This window comes from Oscillatoria sp. HE19RPO (genome assembly GCF_024220515.1).
Taxonomy (GTDB): domain Bacteria; phylum Cyanobacteriota; class Cyanobacteriia; order Cyanobacteriales; family Laspinemataceae; genus Laspinema.
Window position 1 is genome coordinate 1 of the sequence record NZ_JAMXOT010000194.1, and the last position, 13,620, is coordinate 13,620.

Here is a 13,620-nt window from a genome sequence, read left to right on the forward strand (position 1 = left end):
CCCCACAACACCAACAACAAACGACCAATGACAAATGACAAATGGCAAATCCCGATCGCATTCTCCTCGTTGAAGATGACCCTAAACTCGCCCAGTTCATTGCCGACGAACTCACCCTGGAGGGATATCAGGTAACCGTTGCCGGGAATGGATTAGATGGACTCCGAATCGCCCGAGAGTCTCAACCGGACTTGTTAATTTTAGATTGGATGCTGCCCGGACTTTCGGGATTAGACCTCTGTTTACGTCTTCGCAACACCGGCATTCAAGTCCCCATTGTGATGTTGACTGCCAGAGACGAAATCAGCGATCGCGTCTTGGGGTTAAATTCTGGGGCCGATGATTATGTCACCAAACCCTTCAGTATCGAAGAATTACTCGCCCGAATTAAAGCGCGTCTGCGTCGCCTTCATCCCCATGACCCAGATATTTTAGAATTTGAAGACCTCAGTTTAAATCGCCCAACTCGTGAAGTGTATCGCGGCACTCATTTAATTGAACTCACCGCCAAAGAATTTGATTTGTTAGAGTTTCTGCTGCGCCATCCCCGCCAAGTCCTCACCCGAGACCAGATTTTAGAACAGGTTTGGGGATATGACTTTATGGGGGAGTCCAATATTATTGAAGTTTATATTCGCGCTTTACGAATCAAGCTAGAGGTTCATAATCCCAAGCGTCTAGTCCAGACTGTACGCGGTGTGGGGTATGTCTTGCGGGAGTATGCTTAGGCCCTATTCGGCCTTAAAATCCCTCATTTTAAAATGAGGCCAGGGGACTTTTTTTCTGTTGCTACATCTGGCAGGGAGCGGGGTTCTGTCGGTGAAGAATTTATAAAAATAGCCAGAATTGCGATCGCAAATGTAGCGTATCCGGTTGATATTCAGGGGCGATCGCAATAGTTGTTCAGCGTCTGGTATTTCCCTTTTCCGGATTGACCTACCCCTCGAAGCCATTGATTGAGCGGCGATCGTCCGCTAAAACTACAGCATTTTATCCGCCACTGATTCAAGAGGAATACTCCACATGACGGAAGTAATTTCTAATAGACTCAAAAAGCTCTCCCAATGTATTCCTTAAGTTTTATCTCTGAATAGAGATATTTATGTCGATAGAGAGAATTTAAACTTTATACTCGACATTTTCCTCTGATTAACGACAAAATAAGACATGAAAACCTGATAGCGCATTTCTGAGAAGCATCATTAATTTCAAATGCCCTCTAATATAAAGAAATTTTTGTAAGTTTGAATTTTTAAATATTTACAAGGGTTGAGGGCAGAGTTTTGAATGGCTTAATGCGCTCAAAAAATCTACTGTCTTGAAGTAAATTTAGATAAAAATATGACTCCAAATATTATTTTTGGCCCAGAATTCGGTGAAGTTATTATAGGCTCCGAGGAAGCCGATTACATTCTCGCCAATCAAGGAAACGATACCGTGCGCGGTGTTCCCGGCGATGACCTGGTAGAGGCTGGTTCCGGTGAAGATTGGGTCTATGGAGACCAAGGCAATGACACCCTTTTAGGGAATGAAAACAACGACACCATCTTTGGCGGTCTCGGCAGTCCGGTACCAGTAGGACCCTTACTCGACCAAGACTTAGTGTTTGGGAACACCGAAAACGACTATCTCCACGGCAATGAAGGAAACGATACGGTTTACGGGGGAAAAAATGACGACCTGATCCACGGTGGCAAAGATGATGATTGGTTACATGGGGACCTGGCTAGCGATACAGTGTTTGGGGACCTAGGCCACGATACTGTCTATGGCGGCCCTGCGGATCCGGTCCGGGTCCTGTTAGATGGCAATGACTTACTCTTTGGGGTCAGTGGTCAGAACTTGATGCAAGGGAATGTCGGGGATGACACCATCTTCGGGGGGACCGAAATGGATGTGATTTATGGCGGTCAAGGTAACGATCTAGTCATTGGTAATGTCAGTTCTGACATCATCTTTGGTGACAAAGGCAATGACACCATCTACGGAGGGACCGGCAACCCAGACATCAGAGACCCCGAGAGTGATGATTTCATCGTGGGTGGAGAGGGTAATGACCATCTTCACGGCAATGAAGGGGATGATACCCTCGTCGGAGTTAGTGGTTCCAATCTCATCCGTGGGGGTCAAGGAGAGGACCTGATGTATGGAGCGGACTGCAATGACCTGATTTATGGAGATAAAGGGTCAGATACCCTCGTTGGGGGAGGCGGTGCCGATATATTTGCGATCGGAGTGACCACCGGCAGTCCAGTTTTGGAGGAAGCTGACCATATCCTGGATTTTGGAAATGGGTATAACCTGATTGGATTAGACCAAGGTCAAACCTTAGAGAATCTGAATATTTTCCAAGGAGAAGGAGAATATGCCGCCCATGGGATCATCCAAGATCGGACCAGCGGCGAATATTTGGCGATCGTTCATAACACCGATGCCAGGACCCTAACCCCAAATCGGTTCACAATGGATGTGGTCCTTAACGTAGGTTGCGATGGGGATGTTCCCCCAGTGGCGACCCTCGGTGATGGAAGCCTTCCACCAGGACAGGTCCCAGCAGGAGAGCCGGTGGAAGAGGAACCAATGCCCCAGGAAATTCAAGACCAAATCGAAACCGGAGCACCTGGGATTATCTTTGGGCCATTACCCCAGGATCCAAGCGTCACAGAGGAACCGCCCACAATTGTCTTTGAGCCACAGCCTAGCCCCATACAACCCCCTGTGATTCCTTCTCCGGAACCGGACCCCACACCGCAACCAGAACCGGGTTCCAATCAACCGCCAACGGTGACTAATCCCCTGGCGGACCAAACAGCCACCGCTGGAGAAGAATTTAGCTTTGCAGTTCCCGAGGATTCCTTTACGGATCCTGAAGGGGAACCCTTGACGTTCACGGCCACCTTGGCCGATGGTTCACCGTTACCGGATTGGTTGACGTTTGACCCGGCAACGGGAGAATTGAGTGGAACGCCGGATGATGGAGATGCTGGCGATTTGGAAATTGCTGTCACTGCTGAGGATGGTCAAGGGAATACCATAACGGATACCTTTGCTCTCGGGGTTGATGACGGCATTGGGGAGAATCAGCCGCCAACGGTGACGAATCCCCTGGCGGACCAAACGGCCACCGCCGGAGAAGAATTTAGCTTTGCAGTTCCCGAGGATTCCTTTACGGATCCTGAAGGGGAACCCTTGACGTTCACGGCCACCTTGGCCGATGGTTCACCGTTACCGGATTGGCTCACCTTCGACCCGGCAACTGGGGAATTGAGTGGAACGCCGGATGATGGAGATGCTGGCGATTTGGAAATTGCTGTCACTGCTGAGGATGATCGGGGGAATACCGTAACCGATACCTTTGCACTTGGGGTTGATGACGGCATTGGGGAGAATCAGCCGCCAACGGTGACGAATCCCCTGGCGGACCAAACGGCCACCGCAGGAGAAGAATTTAGCTTTGCAGTTCCCGAGGATTCCTTTACGGATCCTGAAGGGGAACCCTTGACATTCACGGCAACCTTGGCCGATGGTTCACCGTTACCGGATTGGTTGACCTTTGACCCGGCAACTGGGGAATTGAGTGGAACGCCGGATGATGGAGATGCTGGCGATTTGGAAATTGCTGTCACTGCTGAGGATGATCGGGGGAATACCGTAACCGATACCTTTGCTCTCGGGGTTGATGACGGCATTGGGGAGAACATTCGGCCAGAGGTCAACCTAAATTCGGAGGAACCCGGGGTGGATACGACGGTGACCTTTGCTCCGGAAGCGGAGGGAGTGCCGATCGCCGAAAATGCTCTAGTCACTGACGCAGATCCTGACAATAACACCATCTCGGGTGCCACGGTGCGGATCGCTAACCCACTCGATGGGGATGCGGAAGAACTGCTCGTTGATACAGAAGGGACAGATATTATCGCCACCGTTGAAAACGGTGTAGTGACCCTCAGCGGCGATGATGAGGTAGAAAATTACGAACGAGTGCTGCAACGGATCCGGTACAACAATACCGCTGAGAATCCCGACCTCACCCCTCGGGACATCGAAATCGTTGTGAACGATGAGATGAATCAGAGTCCTCTAGCAGTTGCCACGGTAGAGTTTCCTCCTCCGGCTGCTTTGGAAATCACCAAAACTGTGAGCGATCCAGAGGCAACGATTGGAGAAGAACTCAGCTATACCGTGACCTTAACGAATCAAGGTGGAATGCCAGCTACAGGAATCACGGTGGCTGAATCATTACCCAACTGGCTGCGTGACATTACCTTCACACCGACGGAAGGGAACAACTATGACCCCACCGCCGATGAATGGACCATTCCTCGGTTAGAAGGGGGAGAAACCACGACCCTGACTATCTCGGGTATCCTTGCACGGTGGGGAACGATTCCCAATCGCGCCCGGGTCACAGCTTTTAACCAAGGGGAACCAGACCTAGAGGTAGCATTAGCCTCGGCCATTTCGCCCCTTCCTGTCCCAGATATTAGCTTAAGCAACATGACGTTAGGTAACGGGGGATTGGTTATCTACGGTGAGAACGAAGGTGACTTGAGCGGGAGAAATGTCTCTTCTGCTGGGGATGTCAATAGCGATGGCTTCAATGACATCTTAATTGGGACGCGCTTTGGCGATCGCCCTGACGGCACCGCAGACGCAGGTCGAGCCTATGTTCTCTTCGGTGGTCCCGACATCGGTCCGCAAATAGACCTACGGGACCTGGACGGAAGCAACGGCTTTGCAATCTACGGTATTGATGCAGACGACGCGATCGGACGAGCACTCAGCAATGCCGGGGATATCAACGGAGATGGCTTTGATGACATTATGGTGGCCTCGCGCTTTGCCGATGGGCCTAATAACAACAGGTCAAACGCGGGAGAAACTTATATCATCTTTGGCGGTAATCAGTTTGATGACCCCATTGACCTCGCTACCCTGGACGGTACCAATGGCTTTACTATTTTTGGCCGCGAAGCGGGTGACCAGAGTGGCCGGGATGTCCACGCGGGTGATATTAATGGTGATGGCGTGGATGACCTGCTGATTGGCGCGTTCAGTGCCGATGGGCCTAATAATGAAAGGCCGGATGCCGGAGAAACTTATGTCATCTTTGGTGGATCTAACTTTACCTTTGACGCCGAGATTGACCTTGCTAACTTTGAACTCGATGGGACGAATGGCTTTACGGTTTTCGGCGCTCAGGCAGGTGAGCGCAGTGGTCGATCGCCCCGGAGTGCGGGAGATATCAACGGTGATGGTTATAATGACTTGCTGATTGGCGCTCCCCAAGCCGATGACGAAGGCGGTGACGAGGTTGGCGAAACCTATCTCGTCTACGGGGGTCCCACCTTTAACCCCACGATTGACCTCGCAGACATAGACGGCACGAATGGTGTCCGCATCTCGGGTATCAATGCCGGTGACTTGAGTGGCCGAGCATTGAGCAACGCAGGCGATGTCAACGGCGATGGCTTGGATGACATGATTATTGGCGCGCAAGGAGCCAATAATGAAGCGGGGGAGAGTTATGTGATTTTTGGCTCGACTAACTTACCCGCTAACCTTGACCTGGCAAATCTAGATGGAACCAATGGGTTTACCATCTCCGGTATCAATGCCGGTGACTTGAGCGGCAGGTCCGTCTCTAATGCCGGAGATATCAACGGCGATGGCTATGATGACCTGATTATTAACGCTTCTCTAGCACCGGGTTTTGAGGGTGAAGAGGAAGCTGGACAAAGTTACGTTCTCTTTGGCGGCACTACCTTTAACGCATCCCTCGATTTGGAGCAGATTGATGGCACCGACGGGTTTACCCTGTACGGGATTGAGGCTAACAATCGGACTGGGCGATCGGTCAGCGCTGGCGATGTCAATGGCGATGGGTTCGATGATGTCCTGGTTGGTGCTCCGGAAGGGGATGGTCCCAACGGTACCCGGGACAATGCTGGGGAAACTTATGTCATGTATGGTGGCGATTTCACAGGTGCTGTCACCCAGCATGGCGGACTCGGTAACGATTCGTTGACGGGAACTGCTGGAGCAGATGTGATCGTTGGCGCCCAAGGGGACGATACCCTCATTGGTGCCGGGGGTCCTGACGTCATCTATGGCGGTTCTGGAAACCATCTCATCACCGTTGCTGATAGTGACTTCCGTCGCCTGGAGGGCGGCAGTGGAGAGGATACTCTGCGTCTGGATGGGGATGATTTTGCTTTCGATTTGACGGAGATTGCCGATAATCGGATTCACGACATTGAGATGATTGATCTGAATGGTGGCAGTAATAGCTTGAACCTGGATCCGATTCATGTTCTCCACCTTTCGGACCGGCGCAATCGTGTGATTGTGAGTGGGGAACAGACGAACGCTGTGACTGCATCGGGCAATTGGGTTTCTGGGGGTACGGAGGCGATCGGCAACGATACCTACAATGTTTATATCGCGGACCAAGCCCAGTTGTGGGTGGAGGATGCGATCGCTCAAGATGGTATTTCCGTAATCGGGTAATGATCGCTGCTTGAGTTGTAATGTTCGGGGGGGTTCCTTTAAAGAAGGAACCCCCCCGATTTGCTGATGTTTAATGTTAGGAGTCTCAAAACAACATATCCTCCAGGCGATCGCGAATCAATCTGCAACCTTCCGTCCAGATTCCGAGGGCGATCGCCCGTGAGACTCGGAGTTGATTGAGGTTGAATAGATGGATTTTAACCGTTCTTACGGGGTGATTTGATTGGGGGTATCCGGATTAGCCGGGAGTTCCTCTCCCGTCGGGAAAGACGCCACCAATAGTCCCAAAAGGACCGCCAGAATCAGCAGTAAAAATCCCCCAATCATTTGGGCTTGTGTGACCAGTTTTCGCCCCGTCGGAGTTTCTGTAAAATTGGCTTCTTCGTGAGACATGGCTTCCTCTGCCACCTGGCGATCGCCTCTCGTTGGGTTTTTAGGTCGATTCATAAAATGCTGTCCCTCTATTTTATCTGAGAATTTACTCTCAGTTTCTCTACTTGACCCCTTCCTGTCATCTATCCCCAGAGGAATTTTAAAAACCCAATTCGCTCATCTTCAAGTTAATTGAAACTTTTCTAAAAAAGAATTGATTTTTAGAAATTTTGGCTAAATTAATATACGAATTACTCCCTCTATAGCGCAGCATTATTACACTTAAACAGGACTTCAAGCCTTTCCTCAAAGCCACCCATCAATGTAGGGGCGATTCGCGAATCGCCTGCCCTCCAGATTGATTTTGGTGTTTTTTTACTAAAACCCGTGAGGCTTTTTAACAACAACAAACCGACTATTTTTATCCAATTCCGTGACATAGCAAGGCTTGATATCCATCTCCTGATTTTTGATAAAATCATCCCCAACAGGCTCTAAACCTACGGTTCATCGATAACTTTTTCATCCAGAGCTTGGCGAGCAATTCGGGTGACATAGAGCGTAACTGCAACCGTGGCGATTAAGCCTAAAATGCGAATGCTCCATTGCAGGGTTGGATTAGTTGGCTGGTTTTCTGTGCCAATTCTTGCCAAATCCCCAGCTAAAGAACCAATATAAACATACATCACCGTTCCCGGAATCATGCCAATTGAACCCAATGCATAATCTTTCAAAGAAACCCCCGTAATCCCAAAGGCATAATTCAAGAGATTAAAGGGAAAAATGGGGGAAAGACGAGTCAGCAGGACGATTTTTAACCCTTCCCTGGCAACTGCTTTATCGATCGCCGCAAATTTTTGATTGCCCTCAATTTTTTTGCTAATCCACCCTCTTGCCAGATAGCGCCCGACTAAAAAAGCTGCGATCGCCCCCAAAGTTGCCCCAATAAACACATACACCGAACCCAGTACCACCCCAAATACCACCCCTGCACCTAATGTCAGAATCGACCCCGGTAGAAAGGCAACCGTTGCCGCAATATAAATGGCGATAAATGCAATACCGCCCACCACCCCCAAACCTTCAATCCAAGTTAACGCATTCAGGAACAGTTGTTGCAGGTTGAATCCGGCTGAATCTCCCACACTTTCCGCCAAAGCAGGAGTGGTAACTAAAAAATAAATGACTGCACTTATACCCACCCAAGATATCCTCTTAATTCTTCTCTGTGATCATATCCGATTTGGGGGCATTATCATTTTTTTTTAGCAGCATCCGCCGCCACTGTAATACCAACTAGACTCTGTAATCATCATCAGATTTGGGGGGAATTTTCGGGCTAAATTAGCCGCAGTTTTATCACAAACTGCCACGGGAATTCCCCGTTGTAGCAAATGTCCCGCCCCATCATCTAACATCGCCTCTTGTCCAGAATAAATGGCCGTTTTGCCGGTAAAAACGCAAGCGCCATCGTCAGGAATTGGCACTTTGAAGGAGACAGAATCTAAACTTTCTAAGAGGAGAGGTTCATCCAGATTGTAATTCTGGGTATCCAACAGCCGATAAGGACGACGGGCGCGAATTTCAATTTGACCAAACCCAACGCCAATCAAGTGCTGAATGTAGTCTTCATAAGAGAGTGCACCGGATAAGCAGAGGGCGCGTAACCGTTCATCCTGTTGGAGATGAGGGGGAATCGGACGGGTGGCGATCGGGTCACTCATAATCAATCGTCCCCCGGGTTTCAAGACGCGATAGGCTTCCGATAATGCCTTTTGCAAATCTTTCCGTTCAAAGATATTAAATAAACAGTTTTGTGCTACCACATCCACAGAAGCATCTGGCATCGGCAAGGTAAAGGCATCTCCCGCCAAAATTTGCACAAACTCTGGATTAAACCACCCATTCTCTTTCGCCGCAAGCTGTAAATTTCGCGTCGCTGCTTCACGCATTTCTGCTACCGGATCTACGGCAATCACGCCTCCCGGTTGACGACAGAAATAAGCAAACTGTAGGGCTTCAATTCCACCGCCGACGCCAATATAAAGGACCGTGGGTTCTCCAAATAACTCCGTGGGATGAACCGTGGAACCACAGCCATAGTTCATCTGCTGCATGATTTCGGGAATTTTTAAACCCGGTAATTGCAGGGGTGGAGTGCTGACACAACAGAGTCCCTCTTGAGGGGTTTCGGCAGCTTCGGCATAGAATTGGGCAGTTGTTTCTAAATAGCTCATAAATTAGGTGCAGGTGAATGAATCAAAAATCTCAGCAATTAACTCCAGAATAGCTGATTAACGGAGATAATTTAACTGAATTTGGTTAACAATTTCAGCAAGGATTTAGTGCGCGGGGTGAGTAAGGTTCGGCGATAGGCATCGGCGGCTTTTTTAATGGCTTCTGCCTGAGTGGGATAGGGATGAATCACGCCGGATAAGGCACTGAGTCCCTGTTTAGTGACGATCGCCAAGGTAATTTCACTAATCATTTCCCCAGCATGACGCGCCACAATGGTTGCCCCTAAAATCTGGTCAGAACCGCGTTTATGGAGGATTTTGACAAACCCTTCGGTTTCCCCATCTGCCAAAGCGCGATCGACATCGTTCAAGGGAATAGTAATCGTATTTGTTTCCATTCCCTGCTCTTGCGCCTCCCGCTCATACAAGCCCACATGAGCAATCTCTGGATCAGTATAAGTCACCCAAGGCATGACTAAATGACTCAGTTTGCTTCGTCCTAACCCAAAGGGAGAAAACAAGGTATTTTTAATCACAATTCGCGCCGCCGCATCCGCTGCATGGGTAAATTTCCAGTTCATGCAAATGTCGCCTGCCGCATAAATACGCGGATTGGTGGTTTGCAAATAGTCATCAACAACAACACCGTGACGGGCATCATATTTAACCCCAACAGCGTCTAAATTCAAGCCATCAACATTGGGAGTCCGTCCAGCCCCAACTAATATTTCATCCACAACAACCGTATTAATTTCATCATTTTGCCGGTAATGGATGACTTTACCGGCATCGGTTATTTCTACCTTCAATAAAGTGCAATCCAGAACCAACTTTAGATTATCCTGTAATAATTGTTGTTGGACAATTTCTGCTGCATCTGCATCTTCGCGATCGAGGAGATGTCCATGCTTATGAAATAAAGTAACTTGACTGCCGAGGCGTTGAAATGCCTGGGCGAGTTCACACCCAATTGGACCTCCCCCAATCACTGCTAATCGTGGGGGACATTCGGTGAGGGAAAAGACGGTTTCATTGGTTAAATAGCCAGCTTCTGCTAATCCCGGAATTTGAGGACGAGTGGCACGTGCACCCGTGGCAATCACGGCTTTTTTGAACCGGAGGAGATTGGTTTTGACAGCGATCGCCCCACTATCCACAAATTCCGCCGGTCCTAAAAACACATCAATGCCCAAATTCCGAAACCGTTCCGCAGAATCATGAGGGCTAATTCCCGCCCGAATTCGCCGCATTCGCTGCATCACTGCCGCAAAATCAATCTCAATGGCATCTGGAGACTGAATGCCAAAGTGTCTCGCCTCTCGCATCTGCGCCACCACCCGGGATGAGCGAATCAGACATTTGGAAGGGACACAACCGACATTCAGGCAATCTCCCCCCATCAAGTTTTTTTCAATCAGAGCAACTTTTAATCCTAATCCTAACCCCGCAGCACCTGCCGCTACCACCAGTCCAGCAGTTCCCGCGCCAATCACAACTAAATCATAACTGGCGGCAGGGGAAGGATTCACCCAATCGATGGGATGAACATGAGACATTAAGGATTGATTGTACTCATCCAAGGGTTGGAGAGCCGGTTCTTGTTGAATTGAATGGGTCATGGTTATTGGTATTTCTAAATGAGTAAGAGTTCCATGATGTACGATTCTTCCTCAGTTTGGCAAATAACAACACTAGATTTAACCGCGCCAGCTTCGGACCAAAAACTGGGGTTTTGGTTGAAATATCTACATCCTGTCAATTACTCTAGCCACAAGAACGGGTCGCTAAATGAGGGAGAGATTAAATTTCACGGAAACAAGGCTAAAATTCTCTCTCAGAGTTCAAGCTTTATCTAATATCCATCTGGGATTCATCTCCCACTCATCTTCAAGGAATTTAATCAAAATAACAGCAAACGAGAGACCCTTGAAAGTCCACTCCGCTGATTGTTGGTCCTAGATTCCCTGTATTTTTGAGGTTAAATCGATGCGTAAATCGTTACTATGGCTGAGTCTGTCCCTGGGTAGTTTAATGTTCACCGTTTCCCTGGTGGCGGCAAACCCTCTGAACAGTTCTGCTTCTACCCATCCGGCGATCGCCCAAGCAAATCCCTGTGCAGGGAAGAAAGAGAATGTCGGAGGCCCCTTAGCCCCTCGCCTCCAAGGAAAGCCGGTTGTTGTCGATATTTACGCCAGTTGGTGTGCTGCCTGTCAAAATATTGCCCCCACCCTTGAAGAACTTAAAACACAGTATGGGGATGACATTCATTTTATCGTTCTGGATGTCAGCGATCGCGCCAAAACCCGTCAATCTGAAACCCTCGCTACAGAACTCGGGTTAAGTGATTTCTTTGCCGCCCAGCGATCGCAAACGGGCATGGTTGCCATCATCGACCCAGCAACCGGCAATATTCTGGCACAGCATCGGAATAATGCCAACTTAACTGATTATACCTCCGTCATTGATTCAGCAATTTCTCAACAATAAGTCAAGAATTTATGGGTGAAACCCGGATATTATCATGGCCCAACTCCCTCAGTCATCCACAGAACATCAACCGCCTCGACTGTCTAAAACCGCTAAAAAATGGCTACTTTATGGCGGATTAGGATTACTCTCCCTGATTCTAGTCATCACCCTCGGCCCGGTCCTCAGTCATCCCATTGAACAAGTCATTTCCCGGATTGAAAACCGCTATCAACAGTGGTTTAGCCAGCAAGATACTACCAATCCCTTAATTTTATTACCCTTGGCATTTCTAGGGGGTGGAATTGCCAGTGTCTCCCCCTGCATTTTAGCCCTGTTGCCCGTCAACCTCAGCTATATCGGCACCTTAAAAATCACCTCTCGTTGGGATGCCTTTAAAAAAGCAGGCTTATTTGTCCTCGGGGCCGTTACCATTTTAAGTCTGTTTGGCTTGGTTTCATCCTTCGCCGGTGCCGTTATGGTGGATTACCGAGGCTATATCAATATCACTGTTGGACTGATTATGGCCGTGATGGGATTGTGGTTAATTGGAGTCGTGAAAATACCTCTCCCCCAAATGGATATCAATCTCCCCGTCGCTGGACCTTATGGAGTCGGTTTAACCTTTGCTTTAGTGAGTTCCCCCTGCGCGAGTCCAGTGCTCTTTGCAGTCCTCGCAGCGGCAGCAGCAACCGGGTCTCAACTGTTAGGAACACTAACGATGGTGAGCTATGCTTTGGGATATACCCTTTTAATTTTCTTGTCCAGTTTATTTACGGGTCTCGCCAAACAAAGCAAACAGTTATTGACCCATTCTGAGGGAGTCATTCGCTTTGGTAGTCTAGCCCTAATTTTGACGGGAACCTATTACTTATTGACTGGCACTCAATGGTTTTTGGGCAGTTAGGCAGATATTGCACCCGATCGCGACTGGGGGAGTCAGTTCAGGACTCCCCCAGATTCTCGTCCAGCCAGTCGCCTTATTTGACGATGGCGATTTTGCTGTTGTCAGTGGGGAAAATTCCCCAAAATCAGAAGATTTCTACTGAATTCAGGATGCCTTACGCCTCTCGATGGTGTAATAATCAAAGACCACTCAATCCAAACCACAATCACAATCAGGAGCGATTCATGGTTCAAACGGTCATTACTCCATTCTCTCATAAAATCGGTTCCCCCTTAACCAAAAATGAAATTACCGTTTTACAAATTAATTTAGGAAAGCGATGTAACCAGGCTTGCATTCACTGTCATGTAGAAGCCGGACCGAATCGCACCGAAGAACTATCCTCAGAAGTCTGCGACCAATTGATTGAATTAATTCATCGCTTTGATTCCATTCAAACCGTAGACATCACCGGCGGCGCACCAGAAATGAACTATGGATTTAAACCCTTAGTTGAAGCATCCCGCGCTGCTGGTAAACAGGTAATTGTTCGTTCCAACTTAACCATCTTTTTTGAACCCGGTTTTGCCGAATTACCCGCCTATTTCGCAGAAAATAAATTACAAGTCGTGGCCTCTCTCCCTTGTTATTTATCCAGTAATGTTGACAAAATGCGCGGCAATGGCGTCTATGACCGCTCGATTCAAGGAATAAAGTTACTCAATGATTTAGGCTATGCCTCGGATCCGCAGTTAATTTTAAACTTAGTCTATAATCCATCCCTACCCACCTCTCGCGACCAATTTTATTTACCCCCACCCCAGGAGAAATTAGAAGCGGATTATAAAACTTACTTGGCTGAACATTACGGCATTAAGTTTAACCAATTGTTAACTCTGACCAATTTACCCATTGGCCGCACCAAATTATATCTTCAACGCCAACAACTCCATCAACCTTACTTACAGTTTTTAGAGGATAACTTCAATCCCGAAACAGTTCCCCATCTGATGTGTCGCAATGAACTCTCTATCGACTATTTAGGTAATATTTATGACTGCGATTTTAATCAAATGGAAGGCATCCCGGCCAAAACTGCGGACGGCGAAACGCTCACCGTAGCAAAACTGTTATCCGCAGGCAGTTTAG

Annotated in this window: 9 protein-coding genes; 5 read left to right on the forward strand and 4 right to left on the reverse strand. The window is 48.5% G+C overall.

The features are described from left to right. The first annotated feature begins 41 nt into the window (after positions 1-41). Positions 42-728 (forward strand): response regulator transcription factor, encoded by a 687-nt coding sequence (locus tag NG833_RS18020; protein WP_254566656.1) that lies wholly within the window; start codon positions 42-44, stop codon positions 726-728. Positions 729-1,341: 613 nt separating this feature from the next. Then, positions 1,342-6,510 (forward strand): putative Ig domain-containing protein, encoded by a 5,169-nt coding sequence (locus NG833_RS18025; protein WP_254566657.1) that lies wholly within the window; start codon positions 1,342-1,344, stop codon positions 6,508-6,510. A gap of 207 nt (positions 6,511-6,717) precedes the next feature. Here NG833_RS18025 and NG833_RS18030 read toward each other — a convergent pair whose 3' ends face one another. The 4 genes from NG833_RS18030 to NG833_RS18045 all read right to left on the reverse strand — a co-directional run bounded on the left by NG833_RS18030 (position 6,718) and on the right by NG833_RS18045 (position 10,738). Continuing rightward, the gene (locus NG833_RS18030; RefSeq protein ID WP_254566658.1) at positions 6,718-6,957 is read right to left on the reverse strand and encodes a hypothetical protein; all 240 of its coding nucleotides are present in this window, start codon (positions 6,955-6,957) and stop codon (positions 6,718-6,720) included. 425 nt (positions 6,958-7,382) lie between these two features. Beyond that, the gene (locus tag NG833_RS18035) at positions 7,383-8,027 is read right to left on the reverse strand and encodes a TVP38/TMEM64 family protein (RefSeq protein WP_375293926.1); all 645 of its coding nucleotides are present in this window, start codon (positions 8,025-8,027) and stop codon (positions 7,383-7,385) included. Positions 8,028-8,147: 120 nt separating this feature from the next. Beyond that, positions 8,148-9,119 carry an arsenosugar biosynthesis arsenite methyltransferase ArsM gene (gene arsM, locus NG833_RS18040; protein ID WP_254566659.1) on the reverse strand — a complete coding sequence of 324 codons (972 nt, stop codon included), beginning with the start codon at positions 9,117-9,119 and terminating at the stop codon, positions 8,148-8,150. 71 nt (positions 9,120-9,190) lie between these two features. Continuing rightward, positions 9,191-10,738 carry a mercuric reductase gene (locus NG833_RS18045; protein WP_254566660.1) on the reverse strand — a complete coding sequence of 516 codons (1,548 nt, stop codon included), beginning with the start codon at positions 10,736-10,738 and terminating at the stop codon, positions 9,191-9,193. 367 nt (positions 10,739-11,105) lie between these two features. On the opposite strand from NG833_RS18045, the gene NG833_RS18050 reads away from it, so the two are divergent. From NG833_RS18050 to arsS, 3 genes are all read left to right on the forward strand, one after another. Beyond that, on the forward strand, positions 11,106-11,606 hold the full coding sequence (locus NG833_RS18050) for a thioredoxin domain-containing protein (RefSeq protein WP_254566661.1): 501 nt from the start codon (positions 11,106-11,108) through the stop codon (positions 11,604-11,606). A 34-nt stretch (positions 11,607-11,640) separates the two neighbouring features. Then, positions 11,641-12,492: a cytochrome c biogenesis protein CcdA gene (locus NG833_RS18055; RefSeq protein ID WP_254566662.1), complete on the forward strand. Its 852-nt coding sequence runs from the start codon at positions 11,641-11,643 to the stop codon at positions 12,490-12,492. Between the two features lie 224 nt (positions 12,493-12,716). Next, positions 12,717-13,620: arsenosugar biosynthesis radical SAM (seleno)protein ArsS (arsS, locus tag NG833_RS18060; RefSeq protein ID WP_254566663.1), on the forward strand; the 904-nt coding region annotated here is incomplete at its 3' end.